Source organism: Janthinobacterium sp. 344 (assembly GCF_900112025.1).
Taxonomy (GTDB): Bacteria; Pseudomonadota; Gammaproteobacteria; order Burkholderiales; family Burkholderiaceae_D; genus Janthinobacterium.
Genome location: NZ_FOKL01000001.1, coordinates 561,042 through 583,765 on the forward strand (window position 1 = coordinate 561,042; position 22,724 = coordinate 583,765).

Annotated in this window: 21 protein-coding genes and 3 tRNA genes; 8 read left to right on the top strand and 16 right to left on the bottom strand. The window is 64.6% G+C overall.

The window, feature by feature from the left end:
* Positions 1-66 precede the first annotated feature (66 nt).
* Genes BM193_RS02570 through BM193_RS02580 form a run of 3 tightly spaced genes read left to right on the top strand, consistent with a single transcriptional unit; the run spans position 67 to position 2,302 of the window.
* A complete protein-coding gene (locus BM193_RS02570) occupies positions 67-576 on the top strand; it encodes a GNAT family N-acetyltransferase (protein ID WP_092795139.1) in 510 nt (169 codons plus the stop codon).
* On the top strand, positions 573-1,298 hold the full coding sequence (locus BM193_RS02575; RefSeq protein ID WP_254785799.1) for an aspartyl/asparaginyl beta-hydroxylase domain-containing protein: 726 nt from the start codon (positions 573-575) through the stop codon (positions 1,296-1,298). The genes BM193_RS02570 and BM193_RS02575 overlap by 4 nt, the downstream gene beginning before the upstream one ends.
* A complete protein-coding gene (locus tag BM193_RS02580; protein WP_092795141.1) occupies positions 1,295-2,302 on the top strand; it encodes a sulfotransferase in 1,008 nt (335 codons plus the stop codon). Before BM193_RS02575 ends, BM193_RS02580 begins: the two co-directional genes overlap by 4 nt.
* A 13-nt stretch (positions 2,303-2,315) precedes the next feature.
* On the opposite strand, the gene BM193_RS02585 is transcribed toward BM193_RS02580, so the two are convergent.
* From BM193_RS02585 to BM193_RS02615, 7 genes are all read right to left on the bottom strand, one after another.
* A complete protein-coding gene (locus BM193_RS02585; protein ID WP_092795142.1) occupies positions 2,316-2,651 on the bottom strand; it encodes a hypothetical protein in 336 nt (111 codons plus the stop codon).
* A gap of 325 nt (positions 2,652-2,976) precedes the next feature.
* Complete coding sequence (locus BM193_RS02590) at positions 2,977-3,711, bottom strand: alpha/beta hydrolase (RefSeq protein WP_254785800.1); 735 nt, start codon at positions 3,709-3,711, stop codon at positions 2,977-2,979.
* A 243-nt stretch (positions 3,712-3,954) separates the two neighbouring features.
* Positions 3,955-4,030: transfer RNA gene (locus BM193_RS02595), tRNA-Asn, on the bottom strand.
* Positions 4,031-4,122: 92 nt separating this feature from the next.
* The gene (locus tag BM193_RS02600; protein ID WP_092795145.1) at positions 4,123-4,449 is read right to left on the bottom strand and encodes a Dabb family protein; all 327 of its coding nucleotides are present in this window, start codon (positions 4,447-4,449) and stop codon (positions 4,123-4,125) included.
* Between the two features lie 124 nt (positions 4,450-4,573).
* Positions 4,574-4,649 (bottom strand) — tRNA-Asn (locus tag BM193_RS02605).
* Positions 4,650-4,791: 142 nt separating this feature from the next.
* A tRNA-Asn gene (locus BM193_RS02610) sits at positions 4,792-4,867 on the bottom strand.
* A gap of 131 nt (positions 4,868-4,998) precedes the next feature.
* Positions 4,999-6,213, bottom strand: coding sequence for an amino acid aminotransferase (locus tag BM193_RS02615; RefSeq protein WP_175533130.1), 1,215 nt, complete (start codon positions 6,211-6,213; stop codon positions 4,999-5,001).
* Positions 6,214-6,324: 111 nt separating this feature from the next.
* Here BM193_RS02615 and uvrB point away from each other — a divergent pair, with 111 nt between their 5' ends.
* Positions 6,325-8,412 carry an excinuclease ABC subunit UvrB gene (uvrB, locus tag BM193_RS02620; protein ID WP_092795147.1) on the top strand — a complete coding sequence of 696 codons (2,088 nt, stop codon included), beginning with the start codon at positions 6,325-6,327 and terminating at the stop codon, positions 8,410-8,412.
* A 72-nt stretch (positions 8,413-8,484) separates the two neighbouring features.
* On the opposite strand, the gene denD is transcribed toward uvrB, so the two are convergent.
* Genes denD through BM193_RS02650 form a run of 6 tightly spaced genes read right to left on the bottom strand, consistent with a single transcriptional unit; the run spans position 8,485 to position 14,478 of the window.
* Positions 8,485-9,456 carry a D-erythronate dehydrogenase gene (gene denD, locus BM193_RS02625; protein WP_092795149.1) on the bottom strand — a complete coding sequence of 324 codons (972 nt, stop codon included), beginning with the start codon at positions 9,454-9,456 and terminating at the stop codon, positions 8,485-8,487.
* A complete protein-coding gene (gene otnI, locus BM193_RS02630; protein WP_092795151.1) occupies positions 9,453-10,250 on the bottom strand; it encodes a 2-oxo-tetronate isomerase in 798 nt (265 codons plus the stop codon). The genes denD and otnI overlap by 4 nt, the downstream gene beginning before the upstream one ends.
* Before the next feature lie 18 nt (positions 10,251-10,268).
* Complete coding sequence (otnC, locus tag BM193_RS02635; RefSeq protein WP_217638404.1) at positions 10,269-10,934, bottom strand: 3-oxo-tetronate 4-phosphate decarboxylase; 666 nt, start codon at positions 10,932-10,934, stop codon at positions 10,269-10,271.
* Positions 10,931-12,232 (bottom strand): 3-oxo-tetronate kinase, encoded by a 1,302-nt coding sequence (gene otnK, locus BM193_RS02640; protein ID WP_092795154.1) that lies wholly within the window; start codon positions 12,230-12,232, stop codon positions 10,931-10,933. The genes otnC and otnK overlap by 4 nt, the downstream gene beginning before the upstream one ends.
* A gap of 21 nt (positions 12,233-12,253) precedes the next feature.
* Positions 12,254-13,153 carry an L-threonate dehydrogenase gene (gene ltnD / locus BM193_RS02645; protein ID WP_092795156.1) on the bottom strand — a complete coding sequence of 300 codons (900 nt, stop codon included), beginning with the start codon at positions 13,151-13,153 and terminating at the stop codon, positions 12,254-12,256.
* Between the two features lie 14 nt (positions 13,154-13,167).
* Entirely contained in the window at positions 13,168-14,478 is a 1,311-nt protein-coding gene (locus tag BM193_RS02650) for an MFS transporter (RefSeq protein WP_175533165.1), read from the bottom strand.
* A 208-nt stretch (positions 14,479-14,686) separates the two neighbouring features.
* Here BM193_RS02650 and BM193_RS02655 point away from each other — a divergent pair, with 208 nt between their 5' ends.
* Positions 14,687-15,499 (top strand): FadR/GntR family transcriptional regulator, encoded by an 813-nt coding sequence (locus BM193_RS02655; RefSeq protein WP_092795159.1) that lies wholly within the window; start codon positions 14,687-14,689, stop codon positions 15,497-15,499.
* A 57-nt stretch (positions 15,500-15,556) separates the two neighbouring features.
* On the opposite strand, the gene BM193_RS02660 is transcribed toward BM193_RS02655, so the two are convergent.
* Complete coding sequence (locus tag BM193_RS02660) at positions 15,557-16,480, bottom strand: LysR family transcriptional regulator (RefSeq protein WP_092795161.1); 924 nt, start codon at positions 16,478-16,480, stop codon at positions 15,557-15,559.
* Between the two features lie 296 nt (positions 16,481-16,776).
* On the opposite strand from BM193_RS02660, the gene BM193_RS02665 reads away from it, so the two are divergent.
* Both BM193_RS02665 and BM193_RS02670 read left to right on the top strand, forming a co-directional pair.
* Complete coding sequence (locus tag BM193_RS02665; RefSeq protein WP_092795163.1) at positions 16,777-17,568, top strand: substrate-binding domain-containing protein; 792 nt, start codon at positions 16,777-16,779, stop codon at positions 17,566-17,568.
* A gap of 35 nt (positions 17,569-17,603) precedes the next feature.
* Positions 17,604-18,938, top strand: coding sequence for an MFS transporter (locus BM193_RS02670; protein WP_092795164.1), 1,335 nt, complete (start codon positions 17,604-17,606; stop codon positions 18,936-18,938).
* A 26-nt stretch (positions 18,939-18,964) separates the two neighbouring features.
* Here the strand turns inward: BM193_RS02670 and BM193_RS02675 are convergent, their stop codons facing one another.
* On the bottom strand, positions 18,965-19,591 hold the full coding sequence (locus tag BM193_RS02675) for a flavin reductase family protein (protein WP_092795165.1): 627 nt from the start codon (positions 19,589-19,591) through the stop codon (positions 18,965-18,967).
* 185 nt (positions 19,592-19,776) lie between these two features.
* On the opposite strand from BM193_RS02675, the gene BM193_RS02680 reads away from it, so the two are divergent.
* Positions 19,777-20,511 (top strand): hypothetical protein, encoded by a 735-nt coding sequence (locus tag BM193_RS02680; RefSeq protein WP_092795167.1) that lies wholly within the window; start codon positions 19,777-19,779, stop codon positions 20,509-20,511.
* Here the strand turns inward: BM193_RS02680 and BM193_RS02685 are convergent.
* Entirely contained in the window at positions 20,508-22,721 is a 2,214-nt protein-coding gene (locus tag BM193_RS02685; RefSeq protein ID WP_092795168.1) for a DEAD/DEAH box helicase, read from the bottom strand. The genes BM193_RS02680 and BM193_RS02685 overlap by 4 nt on opposite strands.
* Positions 22,722-22,724 lie beyond the last annotated feature (3 nt).

Genomic DNA, 22,724 nt, shown 5'->3' on the forward strand with positions numbered 1-22,724 from the left:
GCAGCATAGCAAATAGCCGCAGTCTCGTTAAGCAACTCCGTCAGTCCCCAACACTTTGGAGCCCTAGTGCACACATTGCCGCCGTTTCTCTCCCCCACCGCGCTGCCGGCGCCCTACCAGTTGCGCCCGCAGCACGATGCCGATGATGCCTTCGCAGCCACGCTGTACCGTTCCTCGCGCGACGACTTGCGCATGCTGCCAGGCGATCCCGCCTTCGTGGAACAATTGCTGGCCATGCAGCAGCGCGCGCAGATCCTCGGCTACCGCCAGGCCTATCCGCAAGCATCGTATCTGGTGCTGGAGCGCGAGGGCACAGCCATTGGCCGGCTGGTGCTTGACCACGACGGCACGGTGCTGCGGCTGGTCGATATCGCCATCCTGCCCGAAGCGCAGAACCAGGGCGGCGGCGGCGCCGTGCTGCGCGGCTTGCAGGCGCTGGCCGGCGCGCGCCAGTGGCGTCTGGAACTGGGTGTCAACAAGAGCAACCTGGCCGCGCGCCGGCTGTACCAGCGGCTGGGATTTCGCCTGCTGGCCGAGGACGCGCTGCAAGAGCAGCTGAGCTGGAGCGCCGCATGATGGCGGCGAACGCAGCGCCCACCAGCTGGCTGCAATTGCCGCTGGCTTTCGACGTCGCGCGCATGCGGCAGGAAAGCGATCAGTTCGCCGCCGGCGACTGGATCAGCCATTTCAACACGCGCGCGTATGAGAGCGGCTGGAGCTGCGTGCCCTTGCGCTCGGCCGGCGGCGAAGCGCGCCACATCATCCCCATCGACGGCGCCGCCTACAGCGCTACGCCGCACCTGGCGCGCTGTCCCTACCTGCGCGACGTGATCGCCAGCTTCGCCTGCGACACGAGCGCCGTGCGCCTGATGGCGCTGGAGCCGGGCGCCGTGATCCACGCCCACCGCGACCCGGGCACGGCGCTGATGGACGGCCTGACGCGCATCCACATTCCCATCCACACGTCGCCGCAAGTGCATTTCAGCATCGATGGCGAACGCGTGCACTTTACGGCCGGACACGCCTGGTACATGGACGCCAGCTGCCTGCACGCGGTGCACAATGGCGGCGCCACGCCACGCATCCACCTCGTCATCGACTGCATCACCAACGCCTGGCTCGAAGCGCTGTTCGCGCGCGCCGGCTTCGTGCCGAAAGCGGCCGCCCGCTATGGCGACCCCAGCATCAACGATGGCAATGTGCACGATGTCATCGCCCGCCTGCGCGCCAGCGCCACGCCTGCCGCGCTGGCGCTGGCCAGCAGGCTCGCCGCGCTGGCCGCCGCGGAGGCCGCATGAGCGCCCCCTACGGCCTGGCGCGGCAGGAACGGCTGCTGGCCAGAGGCGACGCCGTGGCATGGCAGGAAGGCATGGCGCTGCGCCACTGGTATCCCGTGTATGCGGAACACGCGGCGCAGACGGACCAGGTATCGCTCTGCTGGCGCGACCTGGGGCAGCTGCGCTTCACGGATTCGTTCTTCGTCAACACCCTGGCGCGCCAGCCGCAGGAAGAGCGACGCTTCTGCCACGCGCCCGCCGGCGCGTTCACCGGCCTGGACGATGGCCTGGCGCCCGACGCCTTCATCTTTCACATCTCGCGCTGCGGTTCGACCTTGCTGAGCCAATTGCTGGCATCCCTGCCGCAATGCGTGGTGATGTCCGAACCGACCGTCATCGATTCGCTGCTGCGCCTGTATCACGACAGTGCGGACCGGGCCGCCAGCATTGCCCTGCTGCGCCAGTCCATCCTGGCATTGGGCCAGCGCCGCTCGGGCGAGGAAACGCACTTTTTCATCAAATTCGACTGCTGGCACATCCACAGCCTGGACGTGCTGAAACAGGCGTTCCCGCACACGCCCTGCCTCTTCCTGTACCGCGAGCCGCAAGCCGTGCTCGCCTCGCACCGGCGCCAGCGGGGGCCGCAGATGGTGCCCGGCATGCTGCATCCAGCCCTGCTGCCGCTGCCTGCGCACGCCGTGGCGCCGGGCGACCTCGATGGCTATACGGGCATTGTGCTGTCCAGCCTGTTTGATGCCGCGCGGGCGCACGCGGCCGCAGGCAAGCTGGAATTAATTAACTACCATCAATTGCCCGGCATCCTGTTCAGCGACTTGCTGCAGCGCTTCGGCATCGTCCCAACGGATAGCCAGCTGCAAGCGATGCGCGAACGGGGCGGCATGCATGCCAAATACGGCACGGCGTACACGGGCGATCCGCAAATCACCGCGGCGGGAGGCTTGCCGGCCATCGCCGCGCGGGTGCAGCCGGGCTATCTGGCACTGGAAGCATTGCGCGCGGCATGATGGGCTGCTGAAGCTAGCGCGCCGCAGCGCCGTCGGCGGCACCGGCGGCACCGGCGCCAGCATTCTCCTGCCGCCACCTGCGCACCATGTCGCTGCTGACATCGCGGTCATAGCACAGGGGCGCATAACCGCCTTTCCGGCTCCATGCGCTGCGCGCCCCGCAGGCGCTGCCATTCCTGGCGGCGTTGTAGGGGCACGGGCAACGTCCCGGATACGCGGCAATCGATTCGGCGATGATGCGCTGGCGGATTTGCGCTTCCGACGGCGGCTGGCGCCCCTGGCCGCCAGCAAGCGGCGCATGGGCGGCGCCGGCCAGCAGCATCAACAGCAGGACGCAGACTTTTTTCATGGAGGCGTTGTGGGTCTCGAAGACACTGGAGGTGCCTGCGAGTATGACAGATGCTTTTAGGAAAATCTGCGCGCAATGTCACTGCCGCCAGCACCGGCGCCCGGCGGACGGCAGCCATGGGGCATCGCGCACGCAACAAAACCCAGCCGGTGAGGGATGGGTTTTCGACGCCGCGCCCAGGCTCTGCGGGCGGAGCGGGAAGCAGGGAGCCGTGAATGACGCAAGCGAATCGCGGGGGGAAGCCCCTCTGCTGGAGGGGCTGGAAGGAGTTTCGACAGGGCCGTGGGCGCACAAGGCCAGCTCGCTTGTGCCCGCCACGGTTTGCTCAGGCCGTATCAATCTCCTGCTTTTTCTCACGCGCAATTGCAGCGACGGCTTTCCCGATCAGGGACGCTACCGCATCGGCCCGGGAAATGTAGATGGCATGGCTGCCGGCGACTTCTTGCAACGTCGAACCGGCGCGCCTGGCCATCTTGCGTTGCGCCACCGGTGAAATCATTCGATCCTCGCTGGCGAGCAGGTACCAGCTGGGCTTGCTCCTCCAGGCCGGCGTGGTGACGACGCCCGTCAATGCCGCCACGCCCCAGGGCACCTGCGAAGCTGCCATGAAATTGGCCTTGTGCCGGGGAACGTCGGCGGCGAAGGCGGCCGCGAACTTCTGCGGGTCTAGCAACAGGAAGCCATCGCGTGGCGGCAAGATCGGCGGAACCGGAGCTCCAGGAGGGGCATTTTTAATCAGCGCCTCGACCGACTCTCCCTGATCCGGCACGAAGGCCGCAATATAGACCAAGGCCTTGACTTTGGGGTCATTCCCCGCTTCCGTGGCCACGGCGCCGCCATAGGAATGCCCCACCAGGACCACGGCGCCTGGAGCGGTGGCAATGACCCGCCGGGTGACGGCCACGTCGTCGGCCAGGGAGAGCGTCGGATTTTGCACGATGGAGACATGATACCCATCCTTGCGCAGCGCCAGATAGACGCCCTCCCAGCCAGAGCCATCTACAAAACCGCCATGCACCAGCACGATCGTCACCCTTCTGGAATTTATCATTTCCACCATGCTCGCCTCCCGGGACATTGGAACGGACGCGGAGGACAGTGCCTCCACTGCCGCAAGGCCCTGGCCAGGCGCTCATTGACACCGACTGCGCCACCAGGGCCCGCTTGAGCAAGCTTATCGCCGCAGTTTTGCCGGCCTGTGCGATGGATCAATGGTCGCGCCACAGCCTGCGCAAACAAGCAGGCCCTGCAACGCAAAAAGCCCAACCGGTGAAGGCTGGGCTTTTCGATACTGCTGATGTTCTGGCTCCCCGACCTGGACTCGAACCAGGGACCTGCGGATTAACAGTCCGTCGCTCTACCAACTGAGCTATCAGGGAAAAGAGGCCGCATTTTATAGGGCAATTTTTCGGCTGTCCAGATCTTCCCTGAAAAATGTGGATTTTTTCTCCATCACACCGGCCGCTTGCCGTCAGCCGGGATTTTCCTGCGGATGATAATCGATCACCAGCACCCGCCCCAGCCATGGCTTGAGCAGCTCGACAAACGCCAGGTGCGCGGGATGCGCCAGATACACGTCGCGCGCACCGGCACCATCGAAAGTGAGAGTGAAGCAATCCGTAAAGCCATCATCGAGGCCTTCCGGGCTGACGTTCGGCCCCCATTCAAATTGCTGCACGCCGGGAATGCGGTGTTTCAACTGCGAGAATTCGTAGACCAGCTCGGCATGCCGGGCAGGGGTAAGCTCATCAAGAAAGTCACACAGGACGATATGGCGCAAGGTGGTGGCACAAGTCATGGCGGGTGTTCTCCTATCGGGATGCATTCAGGATAACGCAAAACGCCGAAGCGCACCGGCGGGCCCCTGCGGCGGAGGCGGAAAACAAAAAAGGCCATGTTTTTCAACATGGCCTTCCGAATTCTGGCTCCCCGACCTGGACTCGAACCAGGGACCTGCGGATTAACAGTCCGTCGCTCTACCAACTGAGCTATCAGGGAAAAGAGGCCGTATTATATAGGGCCAACTTTCACTTGTCTAGATTTCCATAGGGAAAATCTTATCTTGCCACCCTGCCGCCAGGGGCCGCAAAAAACGAAAAAGGCCACGTTTTTCAACGTGGCCTTTCGCAACTACATGTTCTGGCTCCCCGACCTGGACTCGAACCAGGGACCTGCGGATTAACAGTCCGTCGCTCTACCAACTGAGCTATCAGGGAAAAGAGGCAATATTATATGCCAGCTATTCCGAATTTGCAAGACTGATACCGCCGCTTGCGAAACACGGTCATCGCTGACTTTTTACCGCCATCAGCGCCGCACTTGCATGCAGCGCCGAAGAAGCAAGATCTTAAAGCACTTTGGCGATCGCGTCAATCACGATGTCGATATTGCGCGAATTCAATGCTGCCACGCAGATACGGCCCGTGTCGACGGCGTAGATCGATTGCTCGCGCAGCGATGCCACCTGCTCCTTGGTGAGGCCGGAGTACGAGAACATGCCGATCTGCTGGCGCACGAATTCGAAATCGTGGCCTGGCGCCTTGGCTTTCAGCTTTTCCACGAAGGCATTGCGCATTTCGCGGATGCGCACGCGCATGCCGGCCAGTTCCTCTTCCCACAGCTGGCGCAGCTCCGGCGTGGCCAGCACGGTGGCGACCACCTTGCCGCCGTGCACCGGCGGGTTCGAGTAGTTGGTGCGCACGACGCGCTTCAGCTGCGACAGCAGGCGGGCCGCCTCGTCGGCGCTCGAGGCGACCACGCTGAGGGCGCCCACGCGCTCGCCGTACAGCGAGAACGATTTCGAGAACGAGTTCGACACCAGCAGCGGGCCGCCCGCGTCGGCGAAGCGGCGCACGACGGCGCCGTCTTCGGCGATGCCGTTGGCAAAGCCTTGATACGCCATGTCCAGGAACGGCACCAGGCCGCGCGACGTCACCACGCCGATGATCTGATCCCACTGGGCCACGCTCAGGTCGGCGCCGGTCGGGTTGTGGCAGCAGGCGTGCAGCACGACGATGGAGCCGGCCGGCATGGCGTTCAGGCTGGCCAGCATGCCGTCGAAGTTCACGCCATGGGTGGCGGCATCGTAATACGTGTAGTTATTCACGACGAAACCGGCGTTTTCAAACAGCGCGCGGTGGTTTTCCCAGCTCGGGTCGCTGATGTAGACCTGGGCACCCGGCGCGAAGCGCTGCAGGAAGTCGGCACCGATCTTCAGTGCGCCCGTGCCGCCGATGGCTTGCACGGTGACGGCGCGGCGCTCTTGAATTACGGCGCTATCGGCGCCAAATACGAGTTCTTGCACCGCCTTGTCGTAGGCCGCCAGGCCTTCGATCGGCAAGTAGGTGCGTGGGGCTGCCTGTTCGATCAGGATGGCTTCCGCCTTGCGTACGCAAGCTAACAGAGGCACCTTGCCGTTGTCGTCATAATAGACGCCAACGCCCAGATTGATTTTGGCGGGATTCTGGTCCGCGTTAAATGCTTCGGTGATGCCCAGGATCGGGTCGCGTGGGGCCATCTCGATGGCGCTAAACAGACTGGCAGAAACAGTTGGGTTCGTCATGATAAGATTGGATTCGATTGGAAGCAGGTTCACAGCGGAGTTGTAGACAGCGCCCCGAATACAACGCCAGGGCCGCCAGCAGAGCACTATTCTAACAAAGGTCTGATTCACATGCCCGAATTATCTACCGCCAGCGAGGCGGAAAGCGCAATTATCTCTTTCCCGGACTCCCCCTTCAAGCTGCACCAGCCCTTCCCTCCGGCCGGCGATCAGCCCACGGCGATCGCGCAATTATCCGAGGGCATCGCCGATGGCCTGGCCTTCCAGACCCTGCTGGGCGTGACCGGCTCGGGCAAGACCTACACCATGGCCAACGTCATCGCGCGCATGGGCCGGCCGGCCATCGTCTTCGCGCCCAACAAGACGCTGGCGGCGCAGCTGTACAGCGAATTCCGCGATTTCTTCCCGCAGAACGCCGTCGAATACTTCGTCAGCTACTACGATTACTACCAGCCGGAAGCCTATGTGCCGCAGCGCGACCTGTTCATCGAAAAGGATTCGTCGATCAACGAGCATATCGAGCAGATGCGCCTGTCGTGCACCAAGTCGCTGATGGAACGGCGCGACGTCATCATCGTCGCCACCGTCTCGGCCATCTACGGTATCGGCAATCCGAACGAATACCACCAGATGATTTTGACCCTGCGCGTGAAGGACCGGGTCAGCCAGCGCGACGTCATCGCGCGCCTGATCCAGATGCAGTACACGCGCAACGAGGTCGACTTCGGCCGCGGCACCTTCCGCGTGCGCGGCGATACCATCGACATCTTCCCCGCCGAGCATGCGGAACTGGCCGTGCGCCTGGAGATGTTCGACGACGAGATCGAATCGATCCAGCTGTTCGACCCGCTGACGGGCCGCGTGCGCCAGAAAATCCCCCGCTTCACCGTGTATCCGGGTTCGCACTACGTGACGCCCCGCTCCACCGTGCTGCGCGCCGTGGAAACCATCAAGGACGAGCTGCGCGAACGCCTCGAGTTCTTCCGCAAGGAGAATAAACTGATCGAGGAACAGCGGCTGGAACAGCGCACGCGCTTCGACCTGGAAATGATGGCGGAAATCGGTTTTACGAAAGGCATCGAGAACTACTCGCGCCATCTGAGCGGCGCGCTGCCGGGCGAGCCGCCGCCCACCCTGGTCGACTATCTGCCGCCCGACGCATTGATGTTCCTCGACGAGTCGCACGTGCTGACGGGCCAGCTGAGCGCCATGTACAACGGCGACCGCTCGCGCAAGACGAACCTGGTCGATTACGGCTTCCGCCTGCCGTCGGCGCTGGACAACCGGCCCTTGAAATTCGAGGAATTCGAGCAGAAGATGCGCCAGACCGTGTTCGTCTCGGCCACGCCGGCCGAATACGAAAAGACGCATTCCGACCAGATCGTCGAACAGGTGGTGCGCCCCACGGGCCTGGTCGACCCGCAGATCATCGTGCGCCCGGCCAGCAGCCAGGTGGACGACCTGATGTCGGAAATCGTCGAGCGCATCAAGAAGGACGAGCGCGTGCTGGTGACAACTTTGACCAAGCGCATGTCGGAGCAGTTGACGGAATACCTGGGCGACCATGGCATCAAGGTGCGCTACCTGCACAGCGATATCGAGACGGTGGAGCGCGTGGAAATCCTGCGCGACCTGCGCCTGGGCACCTTCGACGTGCTGGTGGGGATCAACCTGCTGCGCGAGGGCCTGGACTTGCCGGAAGTATCGCTGGTGGCCATCCTCGACGCGGACAAGGAAGGCTTCCTGCGCTCCGAGCGCAGCCTGATCCAGACCATCGGCCGCGCCGCGCGCAACCTGAACGGCACGGCGATTCTGTACGGCGACCGCATCACCGATTCCATGCGCCGCGCCATCGACGAGACGGAACGCCGCCGCGCCAAGCAGATCGCCTTCAACACGGCGAATAACATCATCCCGATCGGCGTGAAAAAGTCGATCCGCGAAATGATCGACGGCGTCTACAGTCCGCAGGAAGCGCGCGAAACCCTGCAGGTGGCGCAGGAAGCGGCGAAATTCGAAGCGATGAGCGAGAAACAGGTCAGCAAGGAAATCAAGCGCCTGGAAAAACTGATGGTCGACCACGCCAAGAACCTGGAATTCGAAAAGGCGGCGCAAGTGCGCGACCAGCTGCACATCCTCAAGCAGCAGCTGTTCGGCGCGCCCGGCACCGACAACGTGGCGTCGATACTGGGCAAATAAAAAGGCCGGGATCATCTCCCGGCCCCAACGATGTCGCCACACGGCCAGCCTGCGCTGGCCGTTTTTACGTCGTCACGCGTTTACATCGTCCATGTAGGCGCGGATGATGGCGGCGACATCCGCATCGGCCGTCAATCCCAGCGCTTCGGCGCGGGCCGTGTCCCACGCGCCGGGCCAGCTCTTGACGATGCGCTCGATGGCGGGGTCAGGGGCGTAGCTGATGCGGGCCGTCACTTCGCTGCCGGCCACCTGCTCCAGCGCGGCGATCATCTCGCCCACGCTGACGCTCAAGCCAGGCAAGTTCACGGTGCGGCTGGCGCCAAACGCCGCGCCCGCCAGTTCATGGCCGGCGATCAGCGAGGCGATGGCGCCGCGCGGCGACAGCAGCCACAATCGCAAATCGGTGGACACGGGGCAGACGGCCGCCTCGCCGTTCAGCGGTTCGCGGATGATGCCGCTGGCGAAGGACGATGCCGCCTTGTTCGGTTTACCGGGACGCACGCTGATGGTCGGCAGGCGCAGGACGCGGCCATCGACAAAACCGCGGCGGCTGTAATCGTTGAGCAGCAATTCGCCGATGGCCTTTTGCGCCCCGTACGACGATTGCGGGTTCAGCGCGGTGGTGTCCTGCACCACGTCGGGCAACTGGCCGCCGTAGACGGCGACCGAGCTGGTAAACACCACTTTCGGCTTGTGCCCCAGTTCGCGGCAGATATCGAGCAGCAAACGCGAGGCATCGAGGTTGATGCGCATGCCCAGCTCGAAATCGGCTTCCGCCTGGCCGCTGACGATGGCGGCCAGATGGAAGATCGAGCTTGTGCGCGCATCGATGGTGGCGCGCATCAGGGCCCCGTCGGCGATGTCGCCCGTGACCACCGTCACGCGCGCGTCGTTGAAGTCATGCGCGGCCACCACGTCGACCAGCACCAGCTCGCTGATGGTCTGCAACTGGCCGTGGCTGTCCGTCAGCCGGCCCTGCGCCAGCAACTGGCGCGCCAGGCGCTGTCCCAGGAAACCGGCGCCGCCGGTGATCAGTACTTTCATTTCCATTCTCCTTGCTTGGTGTTGTATGCGGCGAGCCAGCCGAGGCCATCCTCGGTGCGCCCGCGCGGACGGTATTCGCAGCCGATCCAGCCCGCGTAGCCCAGTTCATCCAGCAGGGCGTACAGGTACGGGTAATTGACTTCGCCATCGTCCGGCTCATTGCGCGCCGGGACGCTGGCGATCTGCACGTGGCCGATGCCGTCGAAGTTGTTCCTGAACGTCATGGCGATATCGCCCTCGACGATCTGCGTGTGATAAAAATCCATCTGCACCTTGACGTTGGGCGCGCCCGATTCCAGGCGCAGCGCATGGCCCTGCGCCTGCGTGACGAGGAAGTAGCCGGGCATGTCGCGCCCGTTGATGGGTTCGATCAAGAGGTCGATGCCATGCTCGCCCACGGCTTGCGCGGCGTACCGCAGGTTCGCCAGGTAGGTGGCGCGGTGCAGATTGACGTCGGCACCCACGGGCAGCAGCCCGGCCATCATGTGCACGCGCGGGGTGCCCAGCGCCAGCGCATACTCGATGGCGCGCGCCACGCCGGCACGAAATTCCGCTTCGCGGCCCGGCAAGGAGGCAAGGCCCCGCTCGCCGGCAGCCCAGTCGCCCGGCGGCAGGTTGAACAGCACATTCGTCAAACCGTTCTCGCGCAGCCAGCCCGCCACTTCCTGCGGCGGGTAGTCATACGGGAAAAGAAATTCGACGCCCTGGAAGCCCGCTTGCGCGGCGGCGGCAAAGCGCTGCGGGAAAGGCACTTCGTTGAACATCATGGTCAGATTGGCGGCAAAGCGGGGCATGCATGTCTCCTGGGTTTCTTAGATATCGAGTTTGAAGGTGTGTTTCAGGTCGGCGATCTGCGCCGCGTCGAGCGGGCGCGTGGGCACGCCGCGCAGCAGCAGGAACAGCTTGGCCGTCTCTTCCAGTTCCTCGGCCGCGTACACGGCCGCTTCCAGGTTCGATCCCGACACGACGGGGCCGTGATTGGCCAGCAGCACGGCCGAATGCCTGCGCGCCATGGCGCTGATCGCGCCGGCCAGCGCCGGGTCGCCAGGACGGTGGTAGGGCAGCAGCGGCAAACGCCCCACCTTCATCACAAAGTACGGCGTCAGCGGCGGAATGCAGTCGTCGTGGTTCAAGCCGCACATGCACGACACGGCCGCCGCATGCGTCGAGTGCAGGTGCACGATGGCGCCCGCGCTGCTTCGCTCTTCGTACATGGCGCGGTGCAGGAATGCCTCCTTGGACGGCGGCGCGCCGCTGAGCAGCTTGCCATCCCAATCGAGCTTCGACAGCTGCGCGGGATCGAGCCGCCCCAGGCTGGCGTTCGTCGGCGTCAGCAGCCAGCCATCGGACAGGCGCACGCTCAGGTTGCCGCTGCTGCCGGCCGTGAGTCCCCGCTCGAACAGCGACTTGCCGAAGTCGACGATCTGTTCGCGCTGGCGCATCTCTTCTGGCGACGTGTGAATCGCAGGGGCGCTCATGCCAGCACCTGCCATGCCTTGCTGAAGAAGTCCACGCTGCCGAAATTGCCGGACTTGAGCGCCAGCACCAAAGGCGCCCTGCCATCGTCGCCCGGCGCGGCCAAGGCTTGCGTCCACGGCACGCCGGGGTCGATCTCGGGGCCGATGCGCAAGCCCGCCACGCCCAGCGCTTTGACGACGGCACCCGAGGTCTCGCCGCCGGCGACGATCAGCTGGCCCACGCCCAGGCGCACGAGGCCCTGGGCGATGGCGGCCAGGGTTTCCTCGACCAGCGCGCCGGCCCGTTCCACGCCCAGCTGCGCCTGCACGGCGCGCACGGCGTCCGGCGTGGCCGTCGCATAGATCAGCACCGGCCCTTGCGGCAGGTGCTCAGCCGCCCATGCCAGCGCCTGGCCGACTACCGCATCGACCACCTCGCCGCCGGCCGCCAGCTGCAAGGGATCGACGTGGAATGCTGGCGCGCTCTCGCGCAGGTGCGCCACCTGCTGCTGCGTGGCCACGGAGCAGCTGCCCGAGATCACGGCGCGCAATCCGGATGCAGGCGGCAAACGCCCTGCCTGTCCGGCATGCGAGGGCGACAACTGGCCCCGCTGGCGGAAATTCTGCGGCAGTCCCAGCGCGATGCCGGAGCCGCCCGTGATCAGTTTCAAGTCCGCACAGGCGGCGCCGATGGCTTCGAGGTCGCGGTTCGACACGGCATCGACGATGGCGAAATGGCAGCCCTGGCCGCGCAAGTCCGTGAAGCGCTGGGCGATGGCGGCCGCGCCCTTCTCCACCACGCTGTAATCGGCCAGCCCCACCCTGGCCTGCACCTGCTGCTGCAGCACGCGCACCAGGTTCGAATCCGTCATCGGCGTCAGGGGATGCTCGCGCATGCCCGACTCGGCCAGCGGCACGTCGCCGACGAACAGGTTGCCCTTGTAGATGGTGCGCCCGTTGGCGGGAAACGCCGGGCAGGCGATCGTGAAGTCCGTGTCCAGCGCCTGCATCAGCGCCTCTGCCACGGGACCGATATTGCCGCGCGGCGTGGAGTCGAAGGTGGAGCAGTACTTGAAGTAGAACTGGCGGCATCCGGCCTGCTGCAGCCAGCGCAAGGCCGCCAGCGATTCGGCCACCGCGTCTTGCGGCGCGGTCGTGCGCGACTTGAGCGCGATGACGACGGCATCGACGTCGGCTGGCGGTGGCCCTTGCGGCACGCCGATCAGCTGCACCGTGCGCATGCCGGCCTTGACCAGCATGCCGGCCAGGTCGGTGCCACCCGTGAAGTCATCGGCGATACATCCCAGTAGTACGGTCATGATAATTCCTTTTTGATTCAGTTACGCTTTCGCCGGCAAGCTAATTCCCGGGAAAGTCTTGATGACGGCCGCATCGTCCTCGCCGCCAAAGCCTGCCGCCGACGCCTGCATGAACATCTGGTGCGCCGTGGCCGACAGGGGCAGGGGAAACACGCTTTTCTTCGCGTAATCGAGCACGATGCCCAGGTCTTTCACAAAAATGTTCACGGCTGATAGCGGCGTGTAGTCGCCCTTCAAGATGTGCGGCACCCTGTTCTGGAACATCCACGAACTGCCGGCGCTGTTTGAAATGACTTCGTACAGCGCGTCCGGGTCGCAGCCGGCGCGCAAGCCCAGCGCCATCGCTTCGGCGGCGGCGGCGATGTGCACGCCGGCCAGCAGCTGGTTGATCATCTTGACCTTCGAGCCCTGCCCCGGCTGCTCTCCCAGGCGGTACAGCCGGGCGCAGATGGCGTCGAAGATGCCGGCGCAGGCGTCGAACGCGTCGGGCGCGCCGGCCGCCATGACGGACATCTCGCCGGCTTGCGCCTTGGCCGCGCCGCCGGAAATCGGCGCGTCGATGAAGCGCAGCCCCATGGCCGCCAGGCGCGCGCCCAGCGCTTCGGCAAATTCGGGCGCCACGGTGGCGCAGGCGATGATGACGCTGCCCGGCGCCAGGGCGCTGGCCGCGCCATGCTCGCCAAACAGCACGGCTTCCGTCTGCTGCGCATTGACGACGACGATCAGCAGCGCCTGCACCTGCGCCGCCAGCGCGGCGGGCGACTGCGCCGCATGGGCGCCCTTGTCGGCCAGCGCTTGCACCGTCTCGGCGCGCACGTCGCAGGCATGCACTTCAAAGCCCGCGCGCAGCAGCGATTGCGCGATGCCCATGCCCATGGCGCCCAGGCCGATCACGCCCACTTTTTTCATTTCCACGTTCATCTGCTACTCCAGTCTTATTTGTTCACCAGCTTGGCCGGCACGCGCATGATGATGGCCGCGCCGATCACCAGGATGGCCGCCAGCAGGTAGATGGCGATGTCGGTCGACTGCGTCAAATCCTTGATCGAACCGATCATGTAGGGCGCCGCGAAACCGGCCAGGTTGCCCACCGAGTTGATGGCGGCGATGCCGGCGGCGGCCGAGACGCCACCCAGGAAAGCCGTCGGCAAGCTCCAGAACATGGGCGAGGCGGCCAGGATGCCGCCGGCGGCGATCGTCAGGAAGAAGATGGCCCATCCGGTATTGTGGGCACCGGCCAGCGCGCTGCAGACGATGGCGGCCGCGCCGATCACCAGCGGGATGGCCATGTGCCAGCGGCGCTCGCGGTATTTGTCCGAGCTGCGGCCCAGCAAAATCATCGCGGCCACGGCGAACGAATACGGAATCGCCGTGAACAGGCCGATATTGAGCACGCCCGTCACGCCGGCCGCCTTGATCAGGCTGGGCAGCCAGAAGGTCAGCGAATACTGCCCCATCACGCAGCAGAAGTAGATCAGGGCCATGACCCAGATGCGCGGATCGGCGAACATGGCGCGGATCGACGGATGCGAGACCTTGCCCTTCGCTTCCGTATCGATGCGCTGTTCGAGCAGGCACTTTTCTTCCTCCGTCAGCCACTTCGCGGCGCGGATGCTGTTATCGAGGTACAGCAGCACGGCCACGCCCATGATCACGGCGGGCACCGCTTCGAGCACGAACATCCACTGCCAGCCCGCGTAGCCATGCACGCCGGCGAAGGTTTCCATGATCCAGCCCGACAGCGGGCCGCCGATCAGGCCCGCCACGGGAATGGCGGCCATGAAGGTGCAGACCATGCGCGCGCGGCGCTCGGACGGATACCAGTAGGTCAGATACAGAATGATGCCGGGGAAAAAGCCCGCTTCGGCCACGCCGAGCAGGAAGCGCATGATGTAGAACATGGTCGGCGTGGTGACGAACATGAAGGCGCCCGAGATGATGGCCCAGGTGATCATGATGCGGGCGATCCACACGCGCGCGCCGATCTTGTGCAGCATCACGTTGCTGGGCACTTCGAACAGGAAGTAGCCGAGGAAGAACACGCCGGCGCCCAGGCCGTACACGGTTTCGGAAAACTGCAGGTCGGCCAGCATTTGCAGCTTGGCGAACCCCACATTGACGCGGTCGAGGTAAGCGACGATGTAGCACAGCATGAGGAAGGGGATGATGCGCCAGGTCACCTTGCGGTAAACGGCATCGTCGATGATTTTCTGGCTGGCGGCGGCGCCCGCCGGCTGGCCCGGCATTGTTTGTGACACTTGCATGCTTGTCTCCTGATCGCTGGGGGATCGACCGTGCCGGGTTTTTATGGTCCACCGGAGGTGGCTGGCAACTTGTCTAAAATTTGTATGGATGTATATTATGTGTGTGTTTTATGTGTGTCAAGCTGTATATTCCCTATAATGGCAAGCAGGCAATCCCCCTTTGAATACCGTTAGCGCAAGGATGCACCCGATGGACCGCAGTTTCAGCTTCACCCTCCCCGCGCCGGAGCCCGCCGCGGGCAGCTTCACCACCGGCACCCTGGGCGCGCGGGTGGCGGCCCGCCTGCGCCAACAGCTCCACCACGATGGCCTGGCCGGCGGCACGCGCCTGCCGTCGGAGCAGGCGATGGCCGAGCATTTTGGCGTCAGCCGCACGGTGCTGCGCGAAGCCATCGCCCTGTTGCAGGCGGAAGGCATCCTCGTCACGCGCAAGGGCAGCGGCACCTTCGTCTGCGCGCAGGATGGCGCGAAGACGGGCGAACGGGGCGACGCGCTGACGGAGCAATCGGTGCAATCGCTGCTGAACCTGATCGAAGTACGGCAAGGGCTGGAGGCGGAAATCGCCGCGCTGGCCGCCGTGCGGCGCACGCCGGGCCAGCTGGCCGACATCGAACACGCGCTGCGGCGCATCGAGGAAGCGGTGGCGGCCGGCGTCGATGGCGTCGAGGAAGACGTGCGCCTGCACCTGTGCATCGCCGAGGCGACGGGCAATCCCTACTGGCCGAAATTCGTCGCCATGTTCGCCGACCCGATCCGCTCGGCCGTCAAGGTGACGCGCGCGAACGAAGCGCGGCGCACGGATTTTTCCATCGAGGTGCGGCGCGAACATGAAAAGATCGTGCAAGCGATTGCCGCCGGCGACCCGCAGCTGGCGCGCCAGGCCGCCATGGAACACATGCAGCACGCGGCGGAACGGGTGCGCCTGGCCGACCGCGAATTCTGGCGCGGCGACGGCGGCGCGCTGGCGCGCACCCTGGGACGCGATCCCATCATGCAAAAATAAGCGCCTTGCCGGCAGCAGCTGCGCGCCGCAGGCAAGGCGGCCATCCGCCTGCCGCGCCTATCCCCTCACGCCCGGCCGCCGCTGCTTCTCCATATTCGCGATCAGCATGTCGAACAGCGTGCGCGACGCCGGCGGCATCGCGTGCCGGTGCTTGCTGATCAGGCCCAGCGTCCGCTTGACTGCGGGATTGACGAGCGGCACGCCGACCACCGTGTTCTGCTGCTCCGGCAGGATGGACAGCCCTGGCACCGCCGCCACGCCCAGCCCCGACGCCACCAGCGCCAGTATGCCTGACACATGGTTGATCTCGCACGAGATCCACGGATGCTTTTCCACGCCGGACAGCGCGGCGTCGAGCACGCTGCGGTTGCCGCTCGACTTGGCCACCGAAATATAGCGTTCGTCGACGGTTTCCTTCCAGCTCAGCTTCTTGCGCCTGGCCAGCGGATGATCGTGGCGCATCGCCAGCACGTAGCTTTCGACATAGATGGGCTGGAAATGGATCTCGGGATTTTCCGCCCCCGTAAAGCTGATGCCGAAATCCGCCTCGCCGGCCAGCACGAGGTTAAGCACGTCCTGCGCGCTTTCATCATGCACGCGCACGCGGATCTTCGGGAACTGCGCGCTGAAGCGCTTGAGCACATCGGGCAGGAAGTGCCAGACGGCCGACGGGACGCAGGCGAACGTCACCGTCCCGGTGCGGTGCGCGGCCAGGTCGGCCACGCCCAGCACGGCATCTTCCAGCCCGTTGAGCGCATCGCGCACGTTCACGAGGAATGCCTGCCCCACATTGGTCAGCTGCACGCGCCGCGTGGTGCGCGCGAACAGCTTGACGCCCAGGGCATCCTCCAGCTTGTCGATGCGGCGGCTCAGCGCAGGCTGCGACAGGAACAGATCGGCCGCCGCCTGGCGAAAGCTGTTGCGCTCCGCCACGGCCACAAAGGCCTGCAAATCATGTAAGTCGTAATTGATGCGTGACATGCATTAATCCTCGGAAAAATTGCAATTATCAAATTATGCCATTTCAACGATGATGGGATCTTCATGCTGAGCCTCGCCAAGAAGGCATCACCCCACAGGAGACACCATGCGACCTCGTTGTACGTGCGCGCTGTTGCGGGCGCCAGGCGGCAGCACGCCCGCCATGCGCCGCGGCATCGACCGCGCCAGCCGCCACCTTCCCCCGACAAACCGCGCTCACTGCGCGCCAGCGATCGTCATGGCGCCCGCTTGACGCCGGGCCGCACGCAAAAAAATTAACGATAGGAGTCACCATCATGCTTCACCCTGCTCTGCCGCGAAAATCGCGGCCCCTTCTTGCGGCGCTGCTCCTGCTTGCCGCCGGCACGGCGCATGCCGCCGAGATCCACGTGGTCAGCTCGGGCGGCTTCGCCCAGGCCTACAGGAATCTGGCGCCCGCCTACGAGCGCGCCAGCGGCGACAGGCTGCTGTCCGCATGGGGGCCGTCGATGGGCAGCACCAGCAATGCGATCCCGGCGCGCCTGGCGCGCGGCGAGCAGGTCGACGTCGTCATCATGGTCGGCGACGCGCTCGACAAGCTGATGCAGGAAGGCCGCCTGGTCCCCGGCAGCAAGGTGGTGCTGGCGCAGTCGCCGATCGCCTGCGCCGTGCGGCACGGCGCGGCGAAGCCGGACATCAGCACCATCGATGGCTTGCGCAGCGCCTTCCTGCAAGCGCAAACAGTGGCTTATTCCGACAGCGCCAGCGGCGAATACATCGAGCGGCAGATGCAGGGCAAGGCCGCGAAAATTCCCGCCACCCCGGTCGGTGAAATCATCGCCCGCGGCCAGGCCGATTTCGGCTGCCAGCAGCGCAGCGAGCTGATGCCGGTCGAAGGCATCGACATCGTCGGCCTGCTGCCGGCGCAGGTGCAGCAGCTGACGGAGTTTTCAGCGGCGCTGGTGCGCGATACCCGGCAGCCGGACGCCGCACGCGCCTTGCTGCGCTTCCTCGCCGCTCCCGCCAGCGCCGCCGCGATCGCGGCCACCGGCCTGCAGCCGGCATCGGCGCTGCCGCCGGCGCCAAAGCCGATGCCAAGCGCGCACTAAGCGACGTCACTCCATCTTTTCTCCAGAGGTAAACCATGGCCATTCCCTCCACCGCCACCCCCGTCGCCGAAGCGCTGGCGCCATCGGCACCGGCACCGGCGCGCGCGCCCTCGCGCATCGCCACCGTCATCCGCGTGACGAGCGGGAACTTCATCGAAATGTACGACTTTTTCCTGTTCGGCTTTTATGCGACATACATTTCCAGGGCATTCTTCCCCGCCACCAGCGAATATGCGGCCCTGATGATGACGTTCGCCACCTTCGGCGCCGGTTTTTTCATGCGTCCGCTCGGCGCCATCATCCTCGGCAGCTATATCGACCGCATCGGCCGCCGCAAGGGCCTGGTGCTGACCCTGGCCATCATGGCCTCCGGCACGGCGCTGATCGCCTTCGTGCCCGGCTACGCCACCATCGGCCTGCTGGCGCCATTGCTGGTGCTGGCCGGGCGGTTGCTGCAAGGCTTCTCCGCCGGCGTGGAACTGGGAGGCGTGTCGGTCTACCTGTCCGAGATAGCAACGCCGGGCAACAAGGGATATTACGTCAGCTGGCAATCGGCCAGCCAGCAGCTGGCCGTCATCTTTTCCGCCGCGCTCGGCTATTTCCTCAACGAGACCCTGAGCAAGGAATTCATCGCGGACTGGGGCTGGCGCATCCCCTTCTTCATCGGCTGTTCGATTATTCCCGTGGTGTTCTACATCCGCCGCTCGCTGCAGGAGACCGAGGCCTACCTGACGCGCAAGTCGCATCCGACCTTCCGCCAGATGCTGGCGACGATCAGCCTGAACTGGCCGCTGGTCGTCACCGGCGCGATGCTGATCGTCCTGACGACGGTGGCGTTCTACCTGATCACCGTCTACACGCCGACCTTCGGCAAGAGCGTGCTCAAGCTCAGCACCGAGGAAAGCCTGCTCGTCACCTTGTGCATCGGCCTGTCGAATTTCCTCTGGCTGCCGCTGATGGGCGCACTGTCCGACCGCATCGGGCGCTGGCCCATCATGGCCGCATGCGCGGCGCTGACGCTGCTGACGGCCTATCCAGCCTTGGCCTGGCTGGTCGCCCGTCCAAGCTTCGACCATATGCTGATGGTGGAATTGTGGCTGTCCTTCCTGTACGGCAGCTACAACGGCGCCACCATCGTCGCGCTGACGGAAATCATTCCGGCCAGCGTCAGGACCACGGGCTTTTCGCTGGCCTACAGCCTGGCCACCGCGCTGTTTGGCGGCATGACGCCGCTGGTATCGACCTTGCTGATCGAGAGTACGGGCGACAGGGCGGCACCCGGCTACTGGATGGCCGGCGCCGGCGCCATCAGCCTGCTGGCGACATGGCTGATCTATCGCGGCATCGTCAAGGAGCGCAAGCCGGCCTGACCCGGGCCGCCTGACCCGGGGCTGCCTCAGGGCCAGGCCGGCCGGCGCATCTGGAACCGGCTGTCCGGGCCGATCTCGAAATAATCGGCCGGCCCGCCGCCGCGCAGGATGGGCTGCGCGGCCGCCGTGTCATACACGCCGTCCACCAGCAGATGGCGCGCGATATGCACGCCCACCACTTCGCCCAGCACCAGCCAGCTGCCCACGCCCTCCCCGTTCACGCCCTCCAGCTCGATGATCTGCGTGCGCCGGCATTCGAAGGACACGGGGCTTTGCGCCACGCGCGGCACCGTGACGACGCGCGAGGCGGCCGGCGTCAGGCCCGCCAGCGCGAATTCATCGACCTCGGGCGGGGCCAGCGCGCAGCTGGCGTTCATGGCCCCGGCCAGCGGACGCGTGGCCAGGTTCCACACGAATTCGCCCGTCTCTTCGATATTGCGCAGGGTATCCTTGCGCCCGATGCTGGAAAAGCCGATCAGCGGCGGCGTGTAATTGAAGGCGTTGAAAAAGCTGTACGGCGCCAGATTCAGCACGCCGGCGCCGCTGCGGGTAGCGATCCAGCCGATGGGCCGCGGCCCGACGATGGCATTGAACGGGTCGTGCGGCAAGCCATGGCCCTGCGCAGGTTCATAAAAATGGATGGGATCGGCCACGCGGATTCCTGAAGTGAGGGGCGCCGCGAAGCGGGCGCCTGGAATGACAGCTTAACAAAATCATCGCGCGGGCGCACTTGCCGGTACCTTGGGTGGCGGATTGCGCGTTGTGCCCGAAAGCTGTTTACAACACTGTGGCAAATTTGCATACTGGTGCCACCTTCATCACGGGAAGCGTGAAACAGATGAGCACTGGCCTTGCGCAGCATGCGCCTGATTTTTCTCTCGGCCGGCGTCCCCGGGGCCGCTACATCGCCGCGCTTGTCCTGCTGCACCTGGCGCTGTTCTGGGCGGCCACGCGGCCGGCCCACAGGGGCATCGCGCACGACGACCGGGTCTGGCTGCAACTGGTGCCGCCCTTGCCGCCCGCAAGAGACGCCACGCCCCCCGTCGAGCGCGATCCGCCGTCCCCACGCCTGCCAGCCCGCCCCGCCGGTGCGGCGACCGCGTCGCCTCCCAAGGACGCAGTTCCCCCCGCGCCGCCGGCACCGGCGCCAGACCAGCCGCAAGACAGGCAGCAGGACAATCCCCTGCTGGCCGAACCGGCGCCTGCGGCGCCAAGGACGGAGCCGCGCTCGCTGGCGCAGCGGGCCTTGCTGGCCGCCGGCGCCATCGACCGCCAGCTGCGCGCCGAGCACCCGCAGGAGTTCGTGGCGCCGGCCGACACGGCGCAGACGCGCCTGGCGAAAGGCTTCGCGCAAGCGCATGCGGCGGTCAAGCCGAAGTGGTTCGAAGCGGCCCGCATCGAATTGTGGAGCGCGCCGAACGACCCCAAGCGCATCTACCGCGTCATCACGGCGACCGGAGAATATTGCATCTACCTGCCGGACAAGGGCAACATGACGCTCAACCTCAGCGCGCGATCCGGCTACGCCGGTTTCGGCGAAGGCACGGCGGCGCCTTGTCCGATACGGTTTTAATGCTCCTGCTCCTGCGCGGCGGCGGCGAATTGCTGCGCCCAGGCGTGCGCTCCGGCCACGTCCATCTGCAAGCTGGCATAGGATTTTTTCAGCAAATGCTCGGGCAGAGCCCAATCCCATTTTTCCCTGCGCAGATTGAATGCGCCCGCCAGCAGTTGCTGTGCGTCGGGCGGCGGCTGGCTGGCAAATGCACGCAGGCATTGCGAGATCATTTCCTCGCCGGTTTCCTTGGCAAAAATCTCGATCGCGGGACCCGATACCGAGACGCTCAAGCCCGCCTTGCGCAGCACTGCGGCCAGGGCCTCGTTCTGCTTGTCGCCAAGCCAGGTCAGCAAATAGATAGTGCTGCCCATGCTCAGCATGACGCGTTGATCCAAGCGACAACGCGCATAGCTGTCACGCCCTTCCTGCAACAAGAGGGCAGCCGTGGCATCGAGAAAATGTGGCACGCCGGTGCCACGATACAGCTCGCGCATGCGTTCCCTGACGCTTGCATGTCTGTGCCCTTGACTACCGCTAAACACGGGCGCCTTGCCGGTCGATGTCTTGCTGACCAAAATGGTTTTGCCGTCTTCATCTATCGTCTCGACACGCCAGGTTTTTCCTGCGAACACGATATAGTCGCCGATGGACACGCTGCTTGAAATAGGCAGGGAGCCGAGGACGCGGCTATCGCACACCACGCGATATTCGTCTTCCACCGCAAACGCGGCATAAAAGGAATAGTGGTTGACGATGCGTTCGCCTTTTGCACCGTGCAGCAGCACGCCTGATGCTTCCTGCTGTATCAATTCGAGCTTGCCCAGGTGGCGCAACATGTCGAGAAAATCAGCTTTGCCCAAGGCGGAAAAGGGACCTTGCACACACAGCGTGCGATAAACGTCACCCGCCTGCACGCCGCCACGCTGGGCAATCAGGGAAAGCAGTTGCTGGATCAGCGTTGAAAAGTGCAAGCCATTCGTTTGCGGTGGCTCAACCCATTTGTCTTCCAGCAGGCTGACCATTGCAGCGAAAGTAAACAACCCTGTCCGCAACTGGACATCCAGTGCGGAGTCCTTGGCCAACGCCTGTTCCGTGACATAGCCGCGCAAGATGGCGGGCTCGCCGGGGCGCCGTCCGGACCGTCCCAGGCGCTGGCGCATGCTGGCCACCGATGGCGGCGAGCTGATCTGCACCACGCTCTTGACTGCGCCTATGTCGATACCCAGCTCGAGGGTATTGGTACAGATGGCAGTGGCACAGCTTTCCTTGTTCTTCAAGGCCGCCTCTGTTTCCTCTCGAATGTCGCGCGAGAGGCTGCCATGGTGGGGCCAGAATTCATTGGGCGCCCTGGCGGCCTCACAGAGCCGGCGCAACGCGTAGGTATATTGTTCGACTTTGCCTCGGCTATTCGGAAAAATCAGGTTATTCGACCCGCGCAGCTTCGCAAACAGATCTTGCACAATAGACCGTTCAGAGGCTGATTCGTCGCCTGGATTTGCGTCCGCTGCTGGCGCCACATCGAGATAACCCTTGATACATATGTCTAACGCGCCACGGTCGGCTTGCGATTCGATGAGATCGACGGCCGCGCCGCCATGCGGGCGCAAAAAATCCGCTCCCAACCGCGGATTGCCCAACGTCGCCGACAAGCCGATGCGCGGCACCATACGCCCCGCCGCCTGTTCGATGCGCTGCATCAGCGACTGCAATTGCTTGCCCCGTTCCGTACCGATAAACGCATGCAGTTCATCGACCACGATGTAACGCAACCGTGCAGCGATGTTCGGCATCTGGAAACCCCGGTTGCACAGCATGGCTTCCAGCGACTCCGGCGTGATCAGCACGACACCGGACGGCTGTTTGAAAAAACGCATCTTTGACGACGATGAAATATCGCCATGCCACGGCCAGACGGGAATTTCCAGCGTCGCGCACAGACGCTCCAATCTGCCAAACTGGTCGTTAATCAATGCCTTGAGCGGACTGATATACAAACACAGGCCGTGCTCCTCCCCGGCCTTCAGCATATTGCTCAGCACAGGAAAAAAAGCCGCTTCGGTCTTGCCGCTGGCCGTGGCGGCAGCAATGATGACATCGCCTGCGCCACTGCTGATCGCAGCGATCGAGCGCTCCTGGACATCGTGCAGCTCGCTCCAGTTTTCCGCCCAAATCCAGCGCTGGATACGCTCGTCCAGCAGCGAAAACGACGACGACAGTGGCGTACTCATGGC